Below are 24,516 nucleotides of genomic sequence, written 5' to 3' on the forward strand. Positions count from 1 at the left end.
TCGCACTGTTCGACTAACCGGCCTTCAAAGGCCCGGCGACCTTGTACGCACTGAAGATGATGCCGGACGGCATGGCTTTCGTGCTGACAAGTTCGAAGGCGCGTGGCGGCGTCCCCTCCGCGAAGAAATGCTTTCCGGCGCCCAACAAGACCGGATAGACGATCAGCAGGACTTCATCCGCCAGCCCATGTTCGAGCAGCGTCGATGTCAGCGTGGCGCTGCCCCAGAGGATCAGGTTCGGGCCCGCCTGCGACTTGATGCGGCGAACGCCTTCAACGACGTCCGGCCCCAGGCCCTCGAAAGGCCCCCATTCAAGGCTTTCCGGTCGGTGGGTCACGACAAATTTGGTCGCTGCATTCAAGCTGTCCGCCATCGGGCTGCTCGGTGCCTTTGGCCAGAAGCCGGACCACATGTCGTAGGTGCGGCGGCCGAGCAGCAGATCGACGTGCTCGCCCTGCGCGGCGAGCAGCTCGTCCCGGCCGGCGGGGGTCCGGTAGGGCATGGTCCAGTCGGCGTAGGGGAAATCGTTTTCGCCGGTGGTTTGGATCACGCCGTCCAGCGAGATGTGCGCCATGATTTTCAGCGTTCTCATGCGGGTCTCCATGCTTGGGTTTGGAGGTTGCAGCGGCTTTCGTCGCAGAGATGCTTCAGGAGACCAATCCCGGCCACGCCTATTTTTTTGCGCGACGGGCGCAGTATAGCCACGCAAATATCCCCGCTGTTCGAGGAATGGAAGCGGGGATTCCCCTACGACCCGCAGCCCCAACCCCGATGCTGGAACAATGCCTGCACCATGGACGGCCTCGATCTCATCAAAACATTCCGCGAGGTTGCGTTCCGGCGCAGCTTCTCCCGCGCAGCGATCTCGCTGGGCATGTCGAAAGCCACGGTCAGCCGCTATGTGGCGGAGCTTGAAACCCGCAGCGGCGTGCGCCTGCTGAACCGCTCCACCCGCTCCCTGAGCCTGACCGACGCCGGCCAGGTGCTGCTGGACCGCAGCACCGAGCTGGTGACGATGGCCGAGAACACGCTCAACGACCTGCAGGGCCACGGCGCCCACCCGCGCGGGCGCCTGCGCATGAGCGCGCCCAACGGCCTGATCGCCGGCTGGATGTCGGACGTGATCGCCGAGTTCATCAAGCTCTACCCCGACGTGTACGTGAGCCTGGTCTTCACCAACGGCGAGGTCGACCTGATCGGCGAAGGCATCGACATCCACCTGACGGGCGGGCGCATCGACGACATGAACCTGATCGTGCGGCGGCTGGTGAAGTTCGACATGGTGGTGTGTGCCTCGCCGGCCTACTGGGCGCAGCGCGGCATTCCCCAGGTGCCGGAAGACATGGCCCGGCACGACGTGCTGAGCTACTCGGCCATGCCCACCACGCACCTGCCCTTCGAGACCGGCGGCAAGCAGCACGAGGTGCCGGTACACAGCCGCATGGAAGCCAACGACGCCGTGGCGCTCATCGAACTGGCGCTGCGCGGTGTGGGCGCGGTCTATGTGCCCGAGCCGCTGGCGCAGTCGCACCTGGAACGCGGCGCGCTGGTGCCGGTGTTGCGCGAGTACATGCCGCGCGACCACGACCACTGGCTGTACGCGGCCTACTCGCAGCGCCGCCACAACAGCGCTGCGATGCGCGCGATGCTCGATTTTCTTGAGCAATCGAAGGAACTGCTCGGCGAGCCGCCCACGCTGCCACCGGCATCGGCGGTCTCGCAGACTACATGCGCCCTTTCCAGGGCACAAGGCGTCGCTCGAGCCACCGCATCAGCAAGTCGAACAGATAAGCCACCACGCCAATCACGATGATCCCCATGATCACGATGTCGGTGCGCAGGAAGTTCGACGCGTTCAGCACCATCTGACCCAGCCCCATGCTGGCCGCCACCATCTCGGCGGCCACCAGTGTGGTCCAGCCGAAACCGATGGCGATGCGCATGCCCACCAGGATGTCGGGCAGCGCCGAAGGCAATATGACGTGGCGGATCACCTGCATGTAGCTGGCGCCCATCGAGTACGCCGCGTTGATCTGCTCTTGTGAAGCGCTGCGCATGCCCGAGCGCGCGGCCAGTGCCAGCGGCGCAAAGCAGCTCAGGAAGATCAGCAGCACCTTGGGCAGTTCGTCGATGCCGAACCAGATGATGATGAGCGGCAGGTACGCCAGCGGCGGCAGCGGCCGGTAGAACTCCAGCGGCGGATCGAAGATGCCGCGCCAGAAGCGGCTCATGCCCATCGCAATGCCCACCGGAATGGCGGTGATGCAGGCCAGGAAAAAGGCAGAGAACACGCGGAACATGCTCGCCAGGAAGTGCTGCCACAGCGGCTTGTCGTTGGCCTGGCCGGTGAGGTATTCGTAGAACTGCTGGAACACCGCCTGCGGTGTCGGCAGGAACAGCGGCTTGACCCAGCCCATGTTGGTGACAAGGAACCACAGCGCGATCAGCGACGCCACGGTGACCACGCTGATGGTCACGCTCGACCCTTCGCCCGGCACCTTGAAGGCGCTGGTCTTGAGCTTGGCGCCGGCCGCGGGGGCAGGCGACGCAGCGGGCTTGGATGGCGGTGGTTGCGTCATGACGGCAACTGCGACAGGCGATGCAATGGTGACCTCAGGCATGTGCAACCTCGCGATGATGAATGATCGACAGCACCTCTTCGCGCATGCGGATGAATTCGGGCTCGGACTTCACCTTGCGTGAGTCGCCGTGCGCAAGAAACTGGCGCGAGAACGGCACGGTGTCGTAGACGTGCGAGATGCGCCCGGGGCTCGGGCTCATCACGATCAGCCGTGTGGCGAGAAACAGCGCCTCTTCCACCGAGTGGGTGATGAAGAACACCATCTTGTTCGACTTGGACCAGGCCTTGAGCAAAATCTCCTGCACCTGTTCGCGCGTGAACGCGTCGAGGGCGCCCATGGGTTCGTCCATCAGCAGAACGGCCGGGTCGCTGGCGAGTGCACGCGCAATGCCCACGCGTTGCTGCATGCCGCCCGACAGTTCGTACACGGCGCGGTCGGCGTATTGCTGAAGGCCGACCAGTGCGAGTTTTTCTTCGGCGATGCGGTCACGTTCGGCCTTGCCGGTGCCGGCCAGTCGCAGGCCGAGTGCCACGTTGTCGCGCACGTTGAGCCAGGGCATCAGCGCATGCTTCTGGAACACCACGCCACGATCGGCACCGGGGCCGACCACGGGTTTGCCGTCGAGCAGGATTTCTCCGGTCGAGGGAGGAAGAAAGCCGGCGATGCTGTTGAGCAAGGTGGTCTTTCCGCATCCCGAGGCCCCAAGCGCAACAACGAAGTCGCCGTCGTGCATCGTGAGGTTGACGGGGGCCAGCGCCTGCAGCGTGCCGCCCTTGACGGCGTAGTTGACCGTGAGGTCGCGAATATCGAGCGTTGGCATTTCAGTTCTCCATTGCACGTTGTGCGTGTTCGGGGCCTTGCTGTTTTTTGGCGCTGCTGTTCGGATTCGGGTTCATTCAGGGTGCGTGCGAATGACACCAGGTGCTCCCCTCCGCGAACGTCCCCCGCTTCGCTCCTCCTTTATTTCGCTGCGGGGAGCACCTGGCGTCATTCGCACAAGGGCACGCTGCTGGTGATCGCCGATCAACAAGTGCTCTGAGCGCTCGCGCCGATACGGGGCTCTTTTTCGCGAAATAAAGGAGGAGCGAAGCGGGGGACATTCGCGAAAAAGAGCACCGTGTCGACGCGAGCGACGCCCTGGACAACGGTCTCCCCTAGCGTCTACTTGCCCATCGCCTTGTCGACATACACGGTAGTCACGAACGCGCCGTAATCAGGTTTCACTTCCTGCACCCGCCCCTGCTCTTTCAGGAAAGCCGCAGTCCCCGCCATCGCCTTGGCCGCACCACCGCCCAGCCACGTCGGCGAGACCTGCTCGGCCATCGTAGGGAAGGTGTACAGCGCCATCGCGGCCGACACGTCCTTCGGATCAGCCTTCGTCCACTTGGCCATTGCCTTGGTCTGCGGTGAATCGGGTGTCCAGCTCTTGCCGGTGGCCTTGTATTCCTCGTTCGCACGATTGAGCGCCTTCACGAACGCGACCATGAAAGGCTCGTTGGCCGCAGCCCACTTGGCGTTGACCACGATGCCCTCGAAGGTCGGTGCGCCGCGCTTGCCGATGCTGCCCGAGGTAGCAATGGTCTTGCCGTTGGACTTGATCTTCGAGAGCACCGGGTCCCAGATGAAGGTGGCATCGATGTCGCCGCGCTCCCATGCAGCCGCGATCTCGGGCGGGCGCATGTTCATCACGTTCACGCTCTTGGGGTCGACGCCGTCCATCTTCATGCCGGCCATGAGCTGGTAGTGCGCGGTCGACACGAAGGGCGTGGCCACCTTCTTGCCGGCCAGGTCCTTCATGCTGTTGATGTTGGAGCCGTTGCGCGCAATGAGCGCTTCCGCGTTCGCGATGTCGGCCGAGATCCAGAAGAGCTTGATGTCCTGCCCCTGGCTGGCCGCGGCCGTCAGCGGACTGGAGCCGGTTTCACCCATCTGCACGTCGCCTGAAGCCATCGCGCGGATCACGTCGCCGCCGCCCGAGAACATGCGCCAGTTGATCTTGTAGCCCGTGGCCTTCTCGACCTCGCCGGATTCCATCACCAGGCGCAGCGGCACCAGCATGTCCTGATGGGCGAAGGTGAGTTCCTTGGTTTGCTGTGCGAAGGCGCTGCCGCACAGCGTGGTGAGCGCGGCGGCCAGTACCGCGAGTTGGAGGGGGAGACGGCGGGACATGGTCATCGATTTTCTCCAGTGAGTGAATCGGGGCGACTTTGCGCCTATCGGGTCCAGCCAGGAAGTGCCAGTGCTCTTGTGGGTGTGGAGCCAGCTTGTCGGTGAATACCCTTGTCTTGGTGCATGGGGCACTCGGACGGGGCGCTCCTTCTGAAAAAACTCAGTGCGCCCGCAACCCGGCGGCCCGCTTCTCTCCACGCGCCAGGGCCAGTTCTTCCACTGCCATTCCCAAGGCTCGAATCCCTGCCGGGATCTGCGAGGCCGCAATGGAGGAAAGCCTCAAGCGAAAGAAGGGGCACGGATACGGCGGCTTCGCAAAGAACACGTCGCCAGCTTCGATCAACACGCCGTGGTTGCGCGCCATCAGCGACAGTTCGGTCGCGTCCACCCAGGTGGGCGCCTGCACCCAGATCGAAGCGCCGCCCGATGGCAAGCGAAATTCGAAATCGGGCAGGTGATCGCGCAGCGCTTGCGCCGCCAAAGCCAGGCGCTCCTGCATCGCGTGATTCACGCGTCGTGCATGCGACTCGTGATGCCCCAGCGACAAGAACAATGCATAGGCGTGCTGCAGGAACGCACTCGGGTGCCGCACCATCGCATGCCGGATCACACGCAGCTCCTTGATGAGCGCGCGCGGCGCCACGATGAATCCAAGCCGCAGCGCGGGCGACAGGCTCTTCGACACGGAACCCACGTAGATCACCCGCCCTGTCTTGTCCAGGCTCTTGAGCGCGGGCATCGGCGTGCCTTCATACAGGTTCTCGGCCTCGTAGTCGTCTTCGATGATCACGAAGTCCTGCAGCTCGGCCTTGCGCAGCAGCCACTGCCGCCGCTCCAGGCTCAAGGTCGCAGTCGTCGGGCTCTGGTGTGATGGCGTCACGAACAGGTAGTCCGCAGCGGGCAGCGCATCGACCACCAGCCCGTCCTCATCGACATCCACCTCGACCCACTTCGGCTGGCGCAATGAAAAGCTGTTGCGCGCATGCGGATGCCCCGGCTCTTCCAGCCCGACGCGCGTCTGCTCGTCGAACAGCGCCTCGGCCAGCAGGTAGTAGGCGTGCTGCGCGCCCATGGTGACGAGGATCTCTTCCTTCAGCGCGAACACGCCGCGCTTGGGCAGCAGCCGCGTGCGGATCTGCTCGATCAGGTCGGGCACGTCGTCGGTCTCGAAGTCGGGCGTCCAGTGCGGCAGTTGCGAGCGCGCAAGGCTGCGGGCGCAGCACTCGCGGAAATCTTCGGTCGGAAAAAGCTGTGGGTCGTAGTTGCCGTAGACAAAGGGATACGGGTAGTCGCGCCACCGGTCGGGCTTGGACAGGGTGGGCTTGTCAAGCAGCGAGCGCAGCACGCGGCCCGACCAGTCGGGCGGCTGGCTGGCCTGCCCGCTGCGCCCCACCAGCGGCTCGGCATGCGCGGCCGACTGCGGCCGCGCATTGCGCGCCACGAACACACCACTGCGCGGACGGGCTTCCAGAAATCCTTCGTCGATGAGTTGCAAATAGGCCGAGGTGACGGTGTTGCGGCTCATGCCGAGCAGCGTGGCGAGTTCACGCGATGACGGCAGCGGTGCGCCGGGGCTCAGGTGTTCTTCCAGGATCGCCTGGACCACCGCGGTGCGCAAGCGGGCTTGCAACGGCAGTGCCGGTTGATCGGGCAGCGCGAAGAGCTGCGCCCATTGAGTGGCTCGCGGGTTCGGGGGCATGGTGCGCCGCAGTTTAGGGCAGGCACCGGCATCTGTGGTGCTGCGGCTCTGGCTCGGTCGAATCCCCGCAACTGGCCCTATCGCACCGGCAACCGGCTGCCTACCCTTGGCCCATTCATTTCCGGAGTTCCCGCGTGACCGCACAGCAGCCCTCTTCTTCCCCCCTGACCACCGTATCCACCGCCACCCTCGCCGCCTTCAGCGACGCCTGGAACCGCCATGACATCGACGCGCTGATGAGCTTCATGACGCCCGACTGCATCTTCCAGACCGCCGCCGGCCCCGACGCCTGCGGCACCCGCCATGTGGGCACCGAGGCGGTGCGCAAGGCCTTCGCCGCCGCCTGGGCTGCGGTGCCCGACGCGCAGTGGGTCAACGGCCAGCACTCCGTGCAGGGCGACTTCGGCACCTCGCAGTGGACCTTCACCGGCACCGCTGCCGACGGCGGCCGCATCGAGACCGACGGCATCGACGTCTTCACCTTCAGGGACGGAAAGATCCACCTGAAGAACGTGTTCCGCAAGGCACGCCCGAACCTGCCCGCCGCGAAGTAAGCCGGCCTTTCTTCCTCTCTTCCTGGAGCCCTTCATGACCATGACAGGCACCGTGCAATTCGCCACCGCCAGCGTCGCCATCGACGGCGCATCGTTCGAGCAGCAGCCACAGCAGGCGCCCTTTCGCCCCTACGACCCGCAATACGACCCGCTGCACGCACCCGACCCCGGCGCCGGCCGCGCCTACGCGCCCACCTGGTGGGTGGCGAGCGCCGGCACGCCGCCCGAGGACGACGGCCCGCTGGTGCACGACATCGATGTCGACGTAGCCATCATCGGCTCGGGCGCGACCGGCATGTCGACCGCGCTGTACCTCGCGCAAGAGCATGGCATTCGCGCCACGGTGCTCGAAGCCAACCAGGCCGCCTGGGGCTGCTCCAGCCGCAGCGGCGGCCAGGGCCAGAACGCGAGCGGGCGCCTGAAGCGCTCGCAGTGGATCGAACGCTGGGGCCTGGACACCGCGAAGAAGCTCGACGCCGAGATCCGCAGCGGCTTCGAGAACTTCCGCCACCTGACCACGCAGATCGACTGCGACGCCTGCGACGGCGGCCACCTGCACCTTGCGCACCGGTCCGAAAAGCTCGCGGGCCTGGACACCGAAGCCCGGCTGATGCGCGAGAAGTTCGGCTACGCCACGCGCATGATGAGCGCCGAAGAAGTGCGGCACGACTACTGCGATGAGCGCGAAACCGTGGGCGCCATGTTCGAGCCCGAAGGCGTGGGCATTCATCCGCTGAAGTTCACCTTCGGCCTGATGCGCCGGGCGCGCGCGCTGGGCGTGACGGTGCACACATCGAGCCCGGTGCAAGGCTGGCACACCATCGACGGCGTGCACCACCTGCAAACGCCCGCCGGCGTGGTGCGCGCGCGCCGCGTGGCGGTGTGCACCGGCGGCTACACGGGGCAGGCGCTCAACCCGCTGCTGAAGAACCGGATCATGCCGATCCTGTCGAACTCGGTGGTGACGCGCCCGCTCACCGATGCCGAGCTGAAGGCCACCAATTTCAAGTCGCTCACCTTCATGACCGACACGCGCACGCTGCGCTTTTACTACCGGCTGCTCAAGGGCAACCGGCTGCAGATCGGCAGCCGCAGCGCGGTGAGCGGCGCCGACGCCGAAGATCCGGTGCACCTGAAGTTGCTCACCGATGCCATCGCGCGCAAGTTCCCGCCGCTGGCGGGCATCCGCATCGACTACTCGTGGTGGGGCTGGGTCGACATGAGCCACGACATGATGCCGCGCATCACCCAACCCGACGCCAGCAAGAAGATCTGGTACGCGGTGGGCTACGGCGGCAACGGCGTGTCGTTCTCGACCTGGGCCGGCAAGCGGCTGGCCGAGCGCGTGGCGGGCAAGGACACGGGCAAGGATGTGTTCGAGCTGCCGATCTATCACTCGCCGCTGCCCTTCCCCAACGTGATGGGCATGGTCGAGTCGCAGGCCTTCGCGCCCTTTCGCCGCATGGGCCAGCGCATGCTCTACAAGTGGTATTGGCTGCGCGACGAGAAATAGCCTAGGCACACGCAGGGCCACGCACCGGCGGCGCGCATTCCCCGAAGTGGCGCATCGCCTCGTTGCACAACGGGGCAAACCCGTGCCCTCTGGCCCTGCGGATCGCCCACCGTTGGCTCTTCGCTGGCGCGCAGCCAGCGCCTATCTTCGACACCAAGGCTCTTGCGAGCCGATATGGATTGCCTGTGTCGAACTCCCAGAGGTCTTGTCATGCCCCTTCCCCGCTTCACGCGTCGCACCACCCTGCTCTCGGCCGCCTTTTTTGGCGCGAACACCTTGCTTGCGCTGCCGGCCTTCGCAGCCGATGAACCCAAGCGCGGCGGCACGCTGGTGATCGGCAGCACGCAGACGCCACGGCACCTGAACGGCGCGGTGCAATCGGGCATTGCCACCGCCTTGCCTTCGACACAGATCTTCGCGAGCCCGCTGCGCTTCGACGACAAGTGGAACCCGCAGCCCTACTTGGCCGAGTCGTGGAAGCTGGCCGACGACGGCAAGTCGCTCACGCTCAAGCTGCGCAAGGACGCGCTGTTCCACGACGGCAAGCCGGTCACCTCGGCCGACGTGGCGTTCTCGATCATGGCGATCAAGGCCAACCACCCGTTCACCACCATGCTCGGCCCGGTCGAAAAGGTGGAAACGCCCGATGCGTACACCGCCATCATCCGCATGAGCGTGCCGCACCCCGCCATCGTGCTGGCAATGTCGCCGGCCCTGTGCCCGATTCTTCCCAAGCACATCTATGGCGACGGGCAAGACCTGAAGAACCATCCGCGCAACAGCACCGACGTCGTCGGCTCGGGCCCGTTCCGCGTGACCGACTTCAAGCCGGCGCAGCGCGTGGTGCTGGAGCGCTTCGACAAGTTCTTCCTGCCGAACAAGCCGTACCTGGACAAGATCATCGTCAACATCACGCCCGACTCGGCGAGCCTGATCCTCGGGCTGGAGCGCGGCGACATCCAGATGGTGCCCTTCGCCACGCTGCCCACCGACCTCAAGCGCCTGGCGAACGATCCGAAGGTGTCGCTCACGCCCAAGGGCTACGAGGGCATTGGCGCGCTCAACTGGCTGGCCTTCAACACCGCGAAGAAGCCGCTGTCGGACGTGCAAGTGCGCAAGGCCATCGCCACCGCCATCGACAAGAACTTCATCACCAAGGCGCTGATGGGTGGCTTTGCCACCGTGTCCGATGGCCCGCTGGTGGCGAGCAGCCCCTTTGCGGTGACGGACCTCGTGCGCTACCCGCTCGACCTGAAGAAGGCCGGCGAAATGCTCGACGCCGCAGGCTACAAGGCCGGCGCGGGCGGCGAGCGTTTCAAGCTCACCATCGACTACCTGCCCGGCGCCGACGACCAGCAGAAGAACGTGGCCGAGTACATCCGTGGCCAGCTCAAGAAGGTGGGCATCACGGTCGAGGTGCGTGCCTCGGCCGACTTCCCGGCCTGGGCCAAGCGGCTGGCCTCGCACGACTTCGACCTGTCGATGGACACGGTATTCAACTGGGGCGACCCGATCATCGGCGTGCACCGCACCTACCTGTCGACCAACATCAAGCCGATCGTGTGGACCAACACGCAGTCGTATGCCAACCCGAAGGTGGACGAGCTGCTCAACACCGCCGGCAGCCTGATCGATGCGACGCAGCGCAAGGCCTACTACGCGACCTTCCAGAAGATCGTGACCGACGACCTGCCCATCGAGTTCATCAACCAGGTGCCGTACCACACGGTCACCAGCAAGAAGCTGGCGAACGTGCCCACCACCATCTGGGGGCCGATGTCGCCGATGGACGAGGTCTACTTCAAGTAAGAAGGGCGCGGCGACAACATCATGGGAACGCTGCGCTACGCCGCCTCGCGACTGCTCCAGGCCATCGGCCTGGTGCTGGCGGTGGTGGTCCTGAACTTCGTGCTGGTGCACGCCGCACCGGGCGACCCGGTGGAAACCATTGCCGGCGCCAGCGGCGGCATGTCGCCCGAGCTGATGGCACAACTGCGCACGCAGTACGGGCTCGACAAGCCGCTGCCGGTGCAACTGTTCGTGTACCTGGGCAAGGTGGTGCGCGGTGATCTCGGCTATTCGTACTTCTTCAACCTGCCGGTGACGAACCTGATTGCCGAGCGGGTGCCGGCCACACTGCTGCTGGTGCTCAGCTCGGTGCTGCTGACCTTCGTGGTGGGCACGGCATTGGGCGTGCTGTCGTCGCGCAAGCCGAACGGCTGGCTGTCGCAGTTCATCAACGTGCTGTCGCTGGTGGGCTTTGCGGCGCCGGTGTTCTGGCTCGGCATCATGCTGGTGATCCTGCTGGCCTCGGTGTTCCCCATCCTGCCGGTGGCGGGCATGCGCGCCATCGATTCGAGCGGCACCGGCGGCCTGGCGGACATGGTCGACGTGGCCTACCACCTGGTGCTGCCCACGCTCACGCTGAGCCTGGTGTACCTGGCGCAGTACAGCCGGCTTGCGCGCTCGTCAATGCTCGACGTGCTCGGCTCGGACTTCATCCGCACCGCGCGCGCCAAAGGGTTGGCCGATCGCGTGGTGCTCTACAAGCATGCGCTGCGCAATGCGCTGCTGCCGGTGGTCACCGTGCTGGGGCTGCAGTTCGGCAATGTGCTGGCGGGCGCGATCCTGGTCGAGACGGTCTTCAACTGGCCGGGCCTGGGCCGGCTGGCCTTCGAGTCGGTGCTGCGGCGCGACTACCCGACCATCCTGGGCGTGCTGCTGTTCTCTTCCATCGTGGTGGTGGTGATGAACCAGCTCACCGATCTTTGCTACCGCTTCATCGATCCACGGATCAAGGCTTCATGAACAAGGTCGTCGCGATGTCCTCCGTCCCTGCCGTACCGCCCAGAACCAACGCCGGAGCCGGAACCACGGCCCGGCCCGCCGTACGGGTGGAGCACCCCGGCATGGAGGCGCTGCGCATGTTCCTGCGCAACCCTTCGGCCATCGTCGGCATGGCGATGCTGCTGCTGATTTTGCTGGTGGCCATCGCCGGGCCGTGGGTGCTGCCGGCCGACCCGTTCGAGATCAAGGCCGCGCCGCTCACGCCGCCCTTCAGCGAAGAGGCCTGGTTCGGCACCGACTACCTGGGCCGCGACGTGCTCACCGCGTTGATCTACGGTGGGCGCGCCACGCTGCTGGTGGGCGCGGTGGCCGCCCTGCTGTCGGTGCTGATCGGCATCACGCTCGGCGCCTTCGCGGGCTACTACGGCGGCAAGATCGATGCCGCGCTGATGAAGCTCACCGAGTTCTTCCAGGTGCTGCCCGCGCTGCTGTTTGCGATGGTGGTGGTCACGCTGTTCTCGCCCACGCTGGTGACGGTGACGCTGGCCATCGGCGTCGTGAGCTGGACCGGCACCGCGCGCCTCACACGGGCCGAGTTCATGAAGTTCCGGGGGCTGGAGTTCGTGCGCGCCGAACGGGCCATTGGCGCGCGCGACGCCCGCATCATCTGGAAGGTGATCCTGCCGAACGCGCTGCCACCGCTGGTGGTGTCGGCCACGCTGGCAGTGGGCGCGGCCATTCTTTTCGAGGCGGGCCTGTCGTTCCTCGGCCTGGGCGATCCGAACCAGATGAGCTGGGGGCTGATGATCGGCTCCAGCCGGCAGTACGTGCTGTCGTGCTGGTGGGCCGTGGCCTTTCCCGGCGCGGCGATCTTCGTCACCGTGCTGGCCGTGAGCCTGATCGGCGACGGGCTGAACGATGCCCTCAACCCCAAGCTGAGGGAGCGCTGATGACAAGCACCAAGAACGACGCACTCTTGCGCGTGCAGGACCTGCACGTCGAGTTCAAGACCCGGCGCGGGCAAGCACTGGTGCTCAACGGCGTCGACTTCGAGATTCGCGCGGGCGAAACGCTGTGCGTGGTCGGCGAGTCGGGCTGCGGCAAGAGCATGACGGCGCTGGCACTCCTGCGGCTCATTCCCTCGCCGCCGGGGCGCATCCGCAGCGGCCGCGTGCTGTTCCAAGGCGAAGACCTGGTGCAGGCCAGCGAGGCCCGCATGCGCGAGGTGCGCGGCAACCGCATCTCGATGATCTTCCAGGAGCCGATGACGTCGCTGAACCCGGTGTTCACCGTGGGTGACCAGATCGGTGAATCGCTGCAGCTGCATGCCGGCATGAACGCGCACGCGGCACGCCAGCGAGCCATCGAGATGCTGCAGCAGGTGGGCATTCCGGCGCCCGAACGGCGTGTGGACGAGTACCCGCACCAGCTCTCGGGTGGCATGCGCCAGCGCGTGATGATTGCGATGGCGCTGGCCTGCCGGCCCGACATCCTGATTGCCGACGAACCCACCACCGCGCTCGACGTGACGGTGCAGGCGCAAATCTTCGACCTGCTGCGCGACCTGCAGCGCGAGAAGGGCACGGCCATCATGCTCATCACCCACGACATGGGCGCTGTGGCCGAAATGGCCGACCGCGTGATGGTGATGTACGCCGGCCGCGTGATCGAACAGGGCACGACCGAGCAGGTGCTGTCCGAACCCGGCCACCCCTACACGCGCGGCCTGATCGACTGCCTGCCCGAGCTGGGCAGCAGCGCAGCCTTCGAGGACGGCGCGCGCCAGGAGCTGGCCGAGATCGCAGGCGTGGTGCCGTCGATCTGGGAACTGGGCACCGGCTGCGCCTTCCGCGAACGCTGCCCGCAGGCGCTGGCGCGCTGCGCCGTCGAAGTGCCGCCGATGTTCGCGGTGCACGGGCATGTGGCGCGTGGCGTGCCACATGGCGCGGCCTGCTGGCTGCACGCGGAAGCGCTCGAACAGCGCGAGAAGGAAGCCGCATGACGTTCATCGGCAAGACCGACACGCTGCTCGCGGTCGACGACTTGAAAGTGCACTTTCCGCGCGGCAAGGCCGGCTGGGGCCGCACGCCCGAGGTGGTGAAGGCGGTGGACGGCGTCTCCTTCGAGATCCGCCGTGGCAGCACGCTCGCGGTGGTGGGCGAATCGGGCTCCGGCAAGACCACGACCGCGCTGGCGGTAATGCGGCTGTCGCCCATCACGTCCGGCAGCATGCGGCTGGGCGATACCGACCTCGGCGCGCTGCAGGGCGAGAAGCTGCGGCAGGCGCGCACGCGCATGCAGATCATTTTTCAGGACCCGTTCTCTTCGCTGAATCCGCGTGAACGCGCGGGTGCGGCCGTGCGTGCGCCGCTGGACCTGATGAAGGTGGGCACGCCCGATGAGCGCACGCGCCGCGTGGCCGAGCTGTTCGAGGCCGTGGGCCTGCGGCCCGAACAGCAGCACCTGTTTCCACACCAGTTCTCGGGCGGGCAACGCCAGCGCATCAACATCGCGCGGGCGCTGGCCACCAACCCCGAGCTGGTGGTGTGCGACGAGCCCGTGTCGGCACTGGACATCGCCATTCGCGCACAGATCCTGAACCTGCTGGCGCGGCTGCAGCGCGAGCTGGGCCTGACCTACCTGTTCATCTCGCACGACATGGCGGTGGTGGAACACATCTGCGACGACATCGCCGTGATGTACCTGGGCCAGATCGTCGAGCGCGCGCCACGGCGCAGTTTTTTCGCGCGGCCTCTGCATCCGTACAGCGTGGCGCTGATGTCGGCGGTGCCGACCTTGAGCGGCGGGCGCCGGCGCGCCGCGAACCGCATCAAGCTCATGGGCGATCCGCCGAGCCCCATCAATCCGCCCAAGGGCTGCCGCTTTGCCGGGCGCTGCCCGGTTGCCGAGCCAGCCTGCGCGGCCGAACTCCCGCCGCTGCGCGAAGTCGCGCCCGATCATTGGGTACGCTGCAGGCGTGTCGACGTCGTCGACGGCCTGCCGCGCCCTCCTCTTTCGATTCCCACATCGCCATGAGCACCAGCAAAACCACCGTCTACCCCGCCCGCAAGATCATCACCATGAACCCGATGCAGCCGCACGCCACCCACGTGGCGGTGCGCGACGGCCGCGTGCTGTCCGTGGGCTCGCTCGCCGACATGCAGGCCTGGGGCAACTTCACGCTCGACGAACGCTTCGCCGACAAGGTGCTGATGCCGGGCCTGGTCGAAGGCCACTGCCACCTGAAAGAAGGCAGCATGTGGGACTGGACGTACCTGGGCTGGTTCGACCGCCGCGACCCCGAAGGCAAGGTGTGGAGCGGCCTGCGCTCGATGGATGAAGTCGTGGCGCGCCTTTCCGAAGTCGCCGCGAAGATGACGGCCGACGGCGTGCCCGACACCGAGCCGCTGGTGGCCTGGGGGTTCGATCCGATCTACTTCGGCGGCGAGCGCATGACGGTGCAGCACGTGGACCGCGCGAGCGCCACGCGCCCCATCGTCATCGGCCATGCCAACGGCCACCTGATGAACGTCAACAGCGCGATGCTGCGCATTGCCGAGATCACGCTCGACAACGAGGTCGAGGGCGTGGTCAAGTTCGCGAGCGGCGAAACAGAAGGCGAGCCCACCGGCGAGCTGCAGGAGCCGGCCGCGATGTTCCTGGTGCTGCGCAAGATCGGCAATGCCGGCCTGCTCGCGCCGATGACCGAGGCCGGCATTCGCTCGTTCGGCCGCCTGGCCTGCCTGCAGGGCGTGACCACCGCGACCGACCTCGTGAACAAGCTGACGGAAGAAGACTGCGGCGTGCTGGAGAAGGTGACGCAGGACGATGGCTTCGCCGTGCGCATCCTTCCGGCCTTCCAGGCCTTTCACGGCACGCATGGCGCCGCGCTCGGCGCGGAGCACGTCAAGAGCCTGCTGCCGCGCAACACCGACCGCCTGCGCTACGGCCTCGTGAAGATGATGCTCGACGGCTCGATCCAGGGCTTCTCGGCGCGGCTGCGATGGCCGGGTCATTTCAACGGCGCGCCCAATGGCATCTGGGTGACGGCGCCCGCGCAATACGAAGCCGACTTCGAGACCTACCACCGCGCGGGCCTCACGATCCACACGCACACCAACGGCGACGAGGCCAGCGAGGTGGCCATCAACGCCATCGAACGCGTGCTGACGAATGCGCCGCGCCCCGACCACCGCCACACGCTGCAGCACGGCCAGATGATCGACGCGCCGCTGTTCCGCCGCATGGCGTCGCTGGGCCTGTGCGCCAACCTGTTCGCCAACCACATCTGGTACTGGGGCGACCAGCACTACGAGATGACGATGGGCCCCGACCGCGCCAACCGGCTCGATGCCTGCGGCAGCGCGCTCGCGGCGGGCGTTCCGCTGGCCATCCATTCCGATGCGCCGGTCACGCCGTTGGGTCCGTTGTTCACCGCGTGGTGCGCGGTCAATCGCATCACGCCCAAGGGTCGGCTGTTGGGCGAAGCGGAGCGCATCACGGTGGCTCAGGCGTTGCGTGCGATCACGCTCGGTGCAGCCTGGACGTTGAAGCTCGACGGCGAGATCGGCAGCATCGAATGCGGCAAGCGTGCGGACTTCTGTGTGCTGGAAGACGATCCGCTGGAGATGGACCCTGTGTTACTGAAGGATGCGCGTGTGTGGGGCACGGTGCTGTCGGGGCGGGTGTTCGAGGCGCAACGTCCGCTGAAATGAAGTCTTGCGTTTTTGTCTGTTGCGTTGGTCGTTTGGGGCGCTGCTATTCAGGGCATCGCTCACGCCGACACGGTGCTCTTTTCGCGAATGTCCCCCGCTTCGCTCCTCCTTTATTTCGCGAAAAGAGCCCCGTATCGACGTGAGCGCTCAGAGCGGTCGTTGATCGCAGGATCACCAGCAGCGTGCCCAGGTGCGAATGACGCCGGGTGCTCCCCGCAGCGAAATAAAGGAGGAGCGAAGCGGGGGACATTCGCGGAGGGGAGCACCCGGTGTCATTCGCACTCGCCCCGGACAAGAGCCGATGCAACAACGTCAACGTGAAAAAAAACTGAACCCCATCCGATGCAGATGAAGAAGCGACTACCGCTCACCGTCATCGGTGGCTTCCTGGGCGCCGGAAAGACCACGCTGCTCAACCGCTGGCTGCGCGACGCGAAGGGCCTGCGCATGGCTGTGCTGGTCAACGACTTCGGCGCACTCAACATCGACGCCGACCTGATCGCCGCCACGCACGGCGACACGCTGGCGCTGACCAACGGCTGCGTGTGCTGCCAGATCGGCGACGACCTGGGACGTGCGCTGGTGCAGGTGATCGAATCGACCACGCCTTTCGACGCGGTGGTCATCGAAGCCAGTGGCGTTTCCGATCCGTGGCGCATCGCGCAGATCGGCATGGCGGCGCCCGAGCTGAGCCTGGAGGGCGTGATCGTGCTGGTCGATGCGAGTGTGGTGGCACAGCAGTCGCGCGATTCCCTGCTGGCGGACACACTGGCGCGGCAGGTGAAATCGGCCGACCTCGTGGTGGTCAACAAGATCGATCTGGCGTCCGGCAACGCACTGGCCGAAGCCCGTGCCTGGGTCGAGGCCACCGCGCCCGGAACGCCGTGCATACAGACCGCGCAGTCGACGGTGCCGCTGGCGCTGCTGACTGGCCTTCCGCTGCAGGAGGCTGCGCCCAACGCCTCATGTCATGTCTGCGGTCACGAGCATGACCACGCGCACGACGACCGCGACCATGACCACAGCCATTCGCCGGACCACGGTGCCCTGTTCCAGACCTGGAGCGTGCAGCCCGAAGCGATCATTCCCGCCGCCATCCTGCGTGCCTGGCTGCGCGACATGCCACCGGGCGTGTTGCGCCTCAAGGGCCTGCTGCGCACCGGCCATGGCGCTCAGGGCGACGAGTGGTCCGAGGTCCAGTTCGCCGGACGCCACGGCTCGCTGCGCAAGGCGGCGCCGCCTGCTGGCGATGCGCGCGCGGGCGTGGTTGCCATCGGGTTGCGGCACCAACTGCCTGAAGAAGCACTGAAAGTTTTCTTCGCGGGCTGAGCCAAGTCATGTTGCAATCGCACGTTTTTCAACACGTGCAGGCAGCAGACGCATGACTTCCCCACTCCTGATCCGCCCTCCCACGCCGCAAGACTACGCAGCGTGGAAGCCGCTCTGGGACGGCTACAACGCTTTCTATGAACGGGAGGGCCCGACCGCGCTCCCCGATGCGATCACCCAGGCCACCTGGCAGCGCTTCTTCGACGCCTACGAGCCGGTTCACGCACTGGTCGCCGAGCGGGACGGCAAGCTGGTGGGCCTGACCCACTACCTCTTTCACCGCAGCACCACGCGCATCGAGCCGACCTGCTACCTGCAGGACCTGTTCACGCTGCAGTCAGAACGTGGTCAGGGCGTGGGCCGCAAACTCATCGAGGGTGTGTACCAGCATGCGCAGCGCGTCGGCGGGCATCGCGTGTACTGGCAGACCCACGTGACCAACACAGCAGGCCGGACGCTCTACGACAAGGTCGCCGAGCATTCGGGTTTCATCATCTACGCCACCACCGTCTGACGCCACGCCAGGGCGTGCCCGACCATGCAACGCTTCACCATCTCGCTGGACGACGAACTCGCGCTGGAGTTCGACCAACTGATCACCGACAAAGGCTATGTCAACCGCTCGGAAGCCGTGCGCGACCTGCTGCGCTCGGCGTTGGGCAGTGCCACCCTGGACACGGCACCGCGCAAGGGCAAGGCCTCATGGTGCGTGGCGAACGCAAGCTATGTGTACGACCACCACGACCGGACAGTGACCTCCCGCGTGCTGGACCTGCAACACGACCACCACGAGCTGGTGATCACCTGCGTGCACACGCACCTGGACCACGACCATTGCCTGGAAACCGTGGTGCTGCGCGGCCCGACGGCAGCCGTGCAGGCCTGCGCCGAGCAACTGGTGGCACTGCGCGGTGTGCGCCACGGCAATGTGCACATGGTGCCGCTGGACGCCACCGGCGAGCGGCACCATGCGCACGGCACGGCCGGCGTGCACATGCACTTCACGCCGCGCAACTGACTCACTGAGCTGTCGGTGCGCCGGGCTCACCATGCGTAGCCCGCCTGCACCCGGGCCGCCACGCGGTTGCCATTGCTGCCGCTGCTGGTTGCGGTGGAAACGCCCACCCCCAGGTTCAGGCCTTCGTTGACCTGGTAGCCGAAGGCAAAGCCGATGGCCGACGCGCCCGCATAGTTGCCGGCCGCTGCGCCCATCCACTTCTTGCCCGCCGGCAACGTCGGCATGCTCGGCATGGCCAGGGCTGCCGCCACGCCTTGTGCGGCAAAGGCGTTCGCCTGGCTGGTCGCGTTGCTCACCGCCTGCTGCAGCTGGTTGACGTTGACGGCATCGGTGCCCAGCACGCCCGGCGCGACATTCGTGATACCGCGCAACTGACCGGTGGCGGCATTGCCTACCGACACGGTGTTGTCGCGGTCGGCCACCGAGCCCTGTCCCAGTGCCACCGCGTTGTTGCCCGTGGCCTGCGCGTTGGCGCCCAGTGCCACGGCGTTGTTGCCGCTGGCCGCCGCCTTGTTGCCCATTGCCGTGCTGCCCGCGCCGCTGGAACTGGCCCCGGGGCCGCAGGCCACCGAGCCATTCGCGTTCACCGCGCACACGCCGCTGGTCAGGGCCTGGTTCATCAGCCCCTGCAGGGCGTTGACTTGCTGGATCGTGAAGTTGTTGGCCGTGGTGATGGCCGTCTGCTGGGCCTGCTGCACCTGGCCGACATTGGCCGCATCGGTGGTGGCCTGGCCGGCGCTGACGTTGTTGATGGTGGTGCCGGCGCCACCGTTGGCATTGAGCTGCAGCGTGGTGCCGCCCGCGCCGTACTGCGCCGAGTTCTGCGCCAGGCCGAGCGCCGAATTGGCGGTGCCCTGTACGGTGAACAACTGGCTGCCGTTGACGGCATCGGTGCTGGTGGCGGTCACCGCGCCGGCGCTGACGTTGACCAGCGCGCGCGTCTGGCCCGCGCTCCCGAAAGACACCGTGTTGGCCGCGGTGGCGACGGAGTTGGCGCCGATGGCCACGCTGCCGGTCGCGCCGATCGCGACCTGGCTGCCCGATCCGATCGCCACGCCGCCCGTGGCCAACGCGGCCGCGCCCGAACGTCCGCCGTTCGCCCCGCCGATGGCGGTGCTGCCGTCGCCCGAGGCCACGGCACCCTGGCTGCTGCCCGAGGCGCTGCCGATGGCGACCGCGGAATTGCCCGAAGCCTGCGCGCCGCTGCCGCCCACCGGCGCGGGGTTGCCGCAACAGCCGGCGACGCCCGCGCCGCCAGCGCCGAGTGCGATCGCGCCATTCGCCGAGGCCTGGGCGCCGCTTCCTCCCACGCCGCCCGTTCCCCCTGCTTCGCCTAGCGCGCCGGTGCCACCGCCGCCGATGGCCGTCGCACCGTTCGCGGTGGCGCTGGCGCCCACGCCGCCGGTGCCGCCCGTTCCGCCGGAGGCACCCACGCCACCGTCGCCGCCCGCACCGATCGAGGTGGCGCCATCTCCAGAAACCGTGGCGCCGGCGCCGCCGGCGCCTCCGGTTCCGCCGGACTGCCCGGCGCCGCCATTGCCCGTGCCACCCGCCACGTAACCGGCCGCGTGAGCGCATCCCATCGCCAGCAAGGCCATCGCCGGCAGCCAGCGAAATACGCGCAGACGCGGCAACCCATGCTTGGCCCGGTGGGGTTCACGCATGACACCGTTGTTGGCACCGACCTCAGTTGATTGGGACATCCTCACCTCTGAAAGCAAACAAACACAAACGCGGCGGAGTGTGTCTTTTTGTTTTCAGCGGGGCCATCCCCGAAAACAAGTAAACGAGAGAACGAGCGCGCAGGCGTTGCCGCGCAGGCTGTCGTCAGTACTTGATGGTCACGCCGGCCTTCACGCCGTTGTTGGTCTTGCCGTCCGACGACACGCCGCCCGTGAGCGACACGTTGCCGCCGGTGCTCGCGCCCAGCGAATAGGTGGGGCGTGGCGTGGACGTATCGGTGCCCACGTACCCGCCGCTGCCGTCGGGCCGCTGCACACCCACCGTCGCGCCCTTGGTGTAGGCCGAGTCTTCGGTGGAGGTGACGTTGGGCGCCACGTAGACGGTGCCCTTGTCGTCGCTGTCGACGGGCACCTTCACGGGTTCGGCGGTCGCTGTGGCGGCGAAGCAGCACGTGGCCACGCCCAGGCACGCAAGGATCAGTTTGCTCATGCCGCGATGCTCGAGCTCGAAAGGTCTGATGCCTGTAGGACGGGAGGAATCGCGCCCGCCGGACGCAGGGGCCGGGTGCTCAGGCCCAGGCATGGTTGAACAGGAAGAACGCCGCCATCACCCACAGCAGCAGCGCGAGGTGCGTGTGCTGCAGGCTCTCCTGCCGAATCCAGTAGCCGAACCACAGGCCGCCCAGGTGCATGGCGAACAGGAAGGCAGCGAAGGCGCTGAGGCCCAGGTTGAGCCACGGGCGCGCGGCCGGCAACCCATCGCCGATGAACAACGCATAGCTGCCGGCCCAGAAGGCGACGGCGCCCACGGCCTGCAGGGCCAGCACCACCATCAGCGCCGCGCGGTGCAACGCCGGCGAGCGGACCCGGCGCGACCACAAAGGCGTGTCGACCGCGGGCTCGGCCAGCAATGGCGCCATCGACATCGTGCCGCCCACCGCCCTGGCCGATCCCGCGAAGCCGCGCCAGTTGTTGATCACCGCAATGGAAAGCCACAGCGCCATGCCGAGCGCGTGAAGGGACTGGAACAACCAGACGGAGGCAGGGAGATTCATCGGGAAGCCTGTCGCATTGAATATCAAAGATTATTCTTTGATAATAAACACGAAGCCCGCACGCCATGAACACACCCACGAATTCTTCTTCAGTACCCGGCCCTTCGCCCGAGGCGCTCGAACGCATGCTGGCTGCGGGCCGCGACGGTGCGCTGCTGCGCATGAGCCTCGCGCTGGCCTACCACCGGCGTGAGGAAGAGCAGACCGCGCTGATGCATGTCGAGAAGGCACTCGCCTTCGATCCGGAGTTCACCGTTGCCGGCCGCCTGCACGGTCTGATCGCCCTGGCCCTTGGCGACAACGCCAAGGCCGAGGCGGCATTTGCGAAGGCGCTCGAAGTCGCGCAGCGACACGGAGAGCTTCAGTTGGTCAAGGAACTGACCGTGCGCTTGCGACGGCTGAGTTCACCCCGCTGAGCAAGGTCAGCAGTTGTCTGCGCATGTTTCTTGTCCCCTTGAAGTCTTCTGGCCATGAAAAAACGGAAATCAGGCTGGCTGGTGTGCGGCGCGCTCGCGCAGGTGAATGAGTTGGTACAGGGTGCGAATCACCGGCGTGGGCAGGCCATGGTTTTCGGCCGCCCGAAGCACCGCGCCGTGGATGGCCTCGACCTCTGTGGCGCGGCCGGCCAGCAGGTCTTGCAGCATCGAGGGCTGATGGCCCTGATGGTGGTCGAGCGCATCGCGCACTGCGGCACGCACCCGCTCGCCACTGGCGTTCACGCCATTCGCATGGGCCACGGCCAGCGCCTCTTCGAGCGCAGCCTCCAGCAAGGGCTCGCCCACTGAATTGGCCAGGCCGCCCACGGTCTGCCCGCTGAGGGCGCAGATGCCGTTGAACGCGGCATTGAAGGCCAGCTTCTCCCAGATGGCCGCTTGCACGTCGGGGTCGATCCTGCTGTTCAGCCCCGCCGCGTTCAGGTCTTGCACGAGTTGCTCGAAGACCGGGTTGACGCAGCCATCGCAAGCCATGAAGCGAATGCCGCCCTGCCCCAGCGAACTCACCTCGCCCGGCCCGAGCAGCCGCGCGGGCCAGGTGGTCACGCCGACCGCGACGCGGCTGGCGGGCGCAAAGCGCTGCAGCACCTCGGCATGGCCGATGCCGTTCTGCAGGCTCAGGAAGTGCGTGGTGGGCCCGATCAGGTGAGCGATGCTCTGCAGGGCCGCAGCAGTGTGCGCCGACTTGGTGAACACCAGCCAACGCTCAGGGCCGGTTTGCAACTGGTCGGCACGCAAGGCCTCGACGGGGGTCTGCAGCAGGCCTTCGTCGGTTGTGCAGCGTGCGCCTTCGCGCCGCAGTGTCTCGAGCAAGTTGTCGTTCACATCGACCAGTGACACGGGCACGCCCGCACTGGCCAGTCGTGCACCGAACAGCGTGCCCATGGCACCTGCACCAAGGATGCCGATGCGGCCCGGGGTTGGGGAAAGATTCTTCATCGGGTCGCGCTTCGATCAGAAAGACGGCTGGCCCTCAAGCCACCTCCACCTCGACCAGCATGGGCCGCGCAGCCGCCAGCGCCGCACGCAGCACGCCGGCGAGCGCGCCGGCATCGCGCACCGAGACCGCCTCGCAGCCCTGGCCGCGCGCCAGCGCCGTGAAGTCCAGCCCAGGAAGATCGGTGCCCTGCAGGGTCTCGCCGGGCGCGAAGCCGAACACCGGCGCGAAGTCCTGCAGCGCGGCGTAGCGGCGGTTCTTCAGGACCACGAAGGTGATGGGCAGGTTCAGTTGCGCAGCGCTCCACAGCGCCTGGATCGAATACATGCTGGAGCCGTCGCCTATCAAGCCGATCACCTTGCGCCCGCTGCGCGCCTTGGCCTGCGCCAGCGCCACGCCCACCGCCGCCGGCATGCTGTGGCCCAGCCCGCCGCTGCTCATGGTGTAGAAGCCGCCGCTTTGCAGCATCGGCAGGTAGCGGTGCATCACCGAGCGCGCTGTGGGTGCCTCCTCGACCACGATGCTGGCGCGGTCGCGCAATTCGGCCAGGGTCTGCAGCACATAGGCAACCGACATCAACTCTTCACCCTCGGGTGCCGTCGCCACGGGCCGTGCCGCACGCGGTGCAGGCGAAGCCCGGCCGGCCACTTGCGCAGCCACGGGCCGGTCCAGCAGGTCTTGCAAGCCCAGGCGCACATTGCCCACGGCGGTGGTGCCTACCGGCGTCCAGGCGGCGATGGTCGGGTCGTCGATCAGTTGGCCCAGCGCGGCACCGGCTGGCACGTGCGGGCCATGGCCCTCCACGTGGTAGATGAAGGCTGGCGCCCCCACCGCAAAGATGTAGTCGTGGCCGCCGAGCAGTTGCACGATCTGTTCGCGCGCCGCGGGCAGGAAGCCGGAGAAGAGCGGGTGGTCTTCGGGGAAGCCGCAGCGCCCCGACATCGGCGCCACCCAGACGCTGGCGTTGTGCCGCTCGGCCAGCGCCACCATGTCGTCCCACGCCTGGCTGCGGTCCACCCCCGTGCCGACCACGAAGGCCGGGCGGCGGCTTGCGTCCAGCGCATCGCCGATCTGCCCCAGCACCACCGGCTCGGGGCGGAATTCGGTGCTCACCACGCGCGGCAGCACGGGCTCGGTCAGGCGGTCCCAGTCGTCGGCCGGGATCGACACCAGGACCGGGCCGCGCGGCTCCTGCATGGCGATGTAGTAGGCGCGCGCCAGGGCCAGCGGCACGTCTTCGGCGCGGGCCGGCTCCACGCTCCACTTCACGTAGGGCTTGGGCAGTTCGGTGGCCTGCGCGGAAAACAGGAACGGATCGAACGGCAGGATGGAGCGCGCCTGCTGGCCCGCGGTGATCACCATCGGCGTCTGGTTCTTGTGCGCGGTGAAGATGTTGCCCATCGCATGGCCCACGCCCGCCGCCGAGTGCAGGTTCACGAAGCTGGCCTTGTGCGTGGCCTGCGCATAACCGTCGGCCATGCCCACCACCACCGACTCCTGCAAGCCCAGCACATAGTCGAAGTCGGCCGGAAAATCGCGGAACAGACCCAGCTCGGTCGAGCCCGGATTGCCGAACAGGGTTGTCATGCCGAAAGCACGCAGCAGATCGAGCACGGCCTGACGAACGGTGAGGCGCTCGGCGCTGGCGGAAGCTGCGGCGGCAGCGAGAGGGGTTGTTGCGAAAGAGATGGTCATGAACGGTTTTTGATTGGGACGCGGACCGCACGGCGGTGGCGAACCTGAACGAGTGAGCACCGATCTTCGGAGTGCGTGCCTCATAAATCAATAAGATGAGGGCACTATCGAATATTCATTCGGTGCATGTCAAAGACGTCGATCCGACCGGGACGATTCCTCTGCCGGCCCGGGCCATCTGGGGCTGCTGCAGACGCTGCCCTTCAGACGCGGGCGCCGCAGTTTGCGCAGATGTGGATGCAGTGGATGGAATGGCACGCGCGCGTGGCACGACCTCGTCGATCAAT

Annotated in this window: 23 protein-coding genes; 13 read left to right on the forward strand and 10 right to left on the reverse strand. The window is 66.7% G+C overall.

Going from position 1 to position 24,516, the window contains the following annotated elements; all coding sequences use genetic code 11:
* Positions 1-13 precede the first annotated feature (13 nt).
* Entirely contained in the window at positions 14-592 is a 579-nt protein-coding gene (locus tag H7F35_RS02500; RefSeq protein ID WP_187111414.1) for a dihydrofolate reductase family protein, read from the reverse strand.
* 201 nt (positions 593-793) lie between these two features.
* Between H7F35_RS02500 and H7F35_RS02505 the strand changes: the two genes are divergently transcribed.
* Positions 794-1,813, forward strand: coding sequence for a LysR family transcriptional regulator (locus H7F35_RS02505; RefSeq protein ID WP_187111415.1), 1,020 nt, complete (start codon positions 794-796; stop codon positions 1,811-1,813).
* On the opposite strand, the gene H7F35_RS02510 is transcribed toward H7F35_RS02505, so the two are convergent.
* From H7F35_RS02510 to H7F35_RS02525, 4 genes are all read right to left on the reverse strand, one after another.
* Complete coding sequence (locus tag H7F35_RS02510) at positions 1,725-2,579, reverse strand: ABC transporter permease subunit (protein WP_261803742.1); 855 nt, start codon at positions 2,577-2,579, stop codon at positions 1,725-1,727. The two genes, H7F35_RS02505 and H7F35_RS02510, sit on opposite strands and share 89 nt — an antisense overlap.
* Positions 2,580-2,613: 34 nt before the next feature.
* On the reverse strand, positions 2,614-3,402 hold the full coding sequence (locus H7F35_RS02515) for a taurine ABC transporter ATP-binding protein (protein WP_187111417.1): 789 nt from the start codon (positions 3,400-3,402) through the stop codon (positions 2,614-2,616).
* 341 nt (positions 3,403-3,743) lie between these two features.
* Positions 3,744-4,757 carry a taurine ABC transporter substrate-binding protein gene (gene tauA, locus H7F35_RS02520; protein WP_187111418.1) on the reverse strand — a complete coding sequence of 338 codons (1,014 nt, stop codon included), beginning with the start codon at positions 4,755-4,757 and terminating at the stop codon, positions 3,744-3,746.
* Positions 4,758-4,911: 154 nt separating this feature from the next.
* On the reverse strand, positions 4,912-6,450 hold the full coding sequence (locus tag H7F35_RS02525) for a PLP-dependent aminotransferase family protein (RefSeq protein ID WP_187111419.1): 1,539 nt from the start codon (positions 6,448-6,450) through the stop codon (positions 4,912-4,914).
* A gap of 134 nt (positions 6,451-6,584) precedes the next feature.
* On the opposite strand from H7F35_RS02525, the gene H7F35_RS02530 reads away from it, so the two are divergent.
* The 11 genes from H7F35_RS02530 (at position 6,585) to nikR (ending at position 18,366) form a co-directional block, all read left to right on the forward strand.
* Positions 6,585-7,004 (forward strand): nuclear transport factor 2 family protein, encoded by a 420-nt coding sequence (locus H7F35_RS02530; protein WP_187111420.1) that lies wholly within the window; start codon positions 6,585-6,587, stop codon positions 7,002-7,004.
* Positions 7,005-7,038: 34 nt separating this feature from the next.
* The gene (locus H7F35_RS02535; protein WP_261803496.1) at positions 7,039-8,517 is read left to right on the forward strand and encodes an NAD(P)/FAD-dependent oxidoreductase; all 1,479 of its coding nucleotides are present in this window, start codon (positions 7,039-7,041) and stop codon (positions 8,515-8,517) included.
* A gap of 210 nt (positions 8,518-8,727) precedes the next feature.
* A complete protein-coding gene (locus H7F35_RS02540; protein ID WP_187111421.1) occupies positions 8,728-10,326 on the forward strand; it encodes an ABC transporter substrate-binding protein in 1,599 nt (532 codons plus the stop codon).
* A gap of 21 nt (positions 10,327-10,347) precedes the next feature.
* Positions 10,348-11,325 (forward strand): ABC transporter permease, encoded by a 978-nt coding sequence (locus H7F35_RS02545; RefSeq protein ID WP_187111422.1) that lies wholly within the window; start codon positions 10,348-10,350, stop codon positions 11,323-11,325.
* Positions 11,322-12,254, forward strand: a complete 933-nt coding sequence (locus tag H7F35_RS02550) for an ABC transporter permease (RefSeq protein WP_410010757.1) — start codon at positions 11,322-11,324, stop codon at positions 12,252-12,254. Before H7F35_RS02545 ends, H7F35_RS02550 begins: the two co-directional genes overlap by 4 nt.
* Positions 12,254-13,306 (forward strand): ABC transporter ATP-binding protein, encoded by a 1,053-nt coding sequence (locus tag H7F35_RS02555; protein WP_187111423.1) that lies wholly within the window; start codon positions 12,254-12,256, stop codon positions 13,304-13,306. Before H7F35_RS02550 ends, H7F35_RS02555 begins: the two co-directional genes overlap by 1 nt.
* Entirely contained in the window at positions 13,303-14,340 is a 1,038-nt protein-coding gene (locus tag H7F35_RS02560; protein WP_187111424.1) for an ABC transporter ATP-binding protein, read from the forward strand. Before H7F35_RS02555 ends, H7F35_RS02560 begins: the two co-directional genes overlap by 4 nt.
* The gene (locus H7F35_RS02565; protein ID WP_187111425.1) at positions 14,337-16,019 is read left to right on the forward strand and encodes an amidohydrolase; all 1,683 of its coding nucleotides are present in this window, start codon (positions 14,337-14,339) and stop codon (positions 16,017-16,019) included. The genes H7F35_RS02560 and H7F35_RS02565 overlap by 4 nt, the downstream gene beginning before the upstream one ends.
* Positions 16,020-16,367: 348 nt before the next feature.
* Positions 16,368-17,348 (forward strand): CobW family GTP-binding protein, encoded by a 981-nt coding sequence (locus H7F35_RS02570; RefSeq protein WP_187111426.1) that lies wholly within the window; start codon positions 16,368-16,370, stop codon positions 17,346-17,348.
* Between the two features lie 52 nt (positions 17,349-17,400).
* Entirely contained in the window at positions 17,401-17,862 is a 462-nt protein-coding gene (locus H7F35_RS02575; protein WP_187111427.1) for a GNAT family N-acetyltransferase, read from the forward strand.
* Between the two features lie 24 nt (positions 17,863-17,886).
* A complete protein-coding gene (nikR, locus tag H7F35_RS02580; RefSeq protein ID WP_187111428.1) occupies positions 17,887-18,366 on the forward strand; it encodes a nickel-responsive transcriptional regulator NikR in 480 nt (159 codons plus the stop codon).
* Between the two features lie 26 nt (positions 18,367-18,392).
* On the opposite strand, the gene H7F35_RS02585 is transcribed toward nikR, so the two are convergent.
* From H7F35_RS02585 to H7F35_RS02595, 3 genes are all read right to left on the reverse strand, one after another.
* On the reverse strand, positions 18,393-20,030 hold the full coding sequence (locus tag H7F35_RS02585; RefSeq protein WP_187111429.1) for a YadA family autotransporter adhesin: 1,638 nt from the start codon (positions 20,028-20,030) through the stop codon (positions 18,393-18,395).
* A gap of 163 nt (positions 20,031-20,193) precedes the next feature.
* On the reverse strand, positions 20,194-20,538 hold the full coding sequence (locus tag H7F35_RS02590; protein ID WP_187111430.1) for a hypothetical protein: 345 nt from the start codon (positions 20,536-20,538) through the stop codon (positions 20,194-20,196).
* 79 nt (positions 20,539-20,617) lie between these two features.
* On the reverse strand, positions 20,618-21,103 hold the full coding sequence (locus tag H7F35_RS02595) for a DUF2165 family protein (RefSeq protein WP_187111431.1): 486 nt from the start codon (positions 21,101-21,103) through the stop codon (positions 20,618-20,620).
* Positions 21,104-21,168: 65 nt separating this feature from the next.
* Between H7F35_RS02595 and H7F35_RS02600 the strand changes: the two genes are divergently transcribed.
* On the forward strand, positions 21,169-21,519 hold the full coding sequence (locus H7F35_RS02600) for a hypothetical protein (protein ID WP_187111432.1): 351 nt from the start codon (positions 21,169-21,171) through the stop codon (positions 21,517-21,519).
* A gap of 69 nt (positions 21,520-21,588) precedes the next feature.
* Here H7F35_RS02600 and H7F35_RS02605 read toward each other — a convergent pair whose 3' ends face one another.
* Entirely contained in the window at positions 21,589-22,536 is a 948-nt protein-coding gene (locus tag H7F35_RS02605; RefSeq protein ID WP_187111433.1) for a ketopantoate reductase family protein, read from the reverse strand.
* Between the two features lie 34 nt (positions 22,537-22,570).
* Positions 22,571-24,229, reverse strand: coding sequence for a benzoylformate decarboxylase (gene mdlC, locus H7F35_RS02610; protein ID WP_187111434.1), 1,659 nt, complete (start codon positions 24,227-24,229; stop codon positions 22,571-22,573).
* Between the last annotated feature and the right edge of the window lie 287 nt (positions 24,230-24,516).

The organism is Variovorax sp. PAMC26660 (assembly GCF_014302995.1).
Lineage (GTDB): Bacteria > Pseudomonadota > Gammaproteobacteria > Burkholderiales > Burkholderiaceae_C > Variovorax.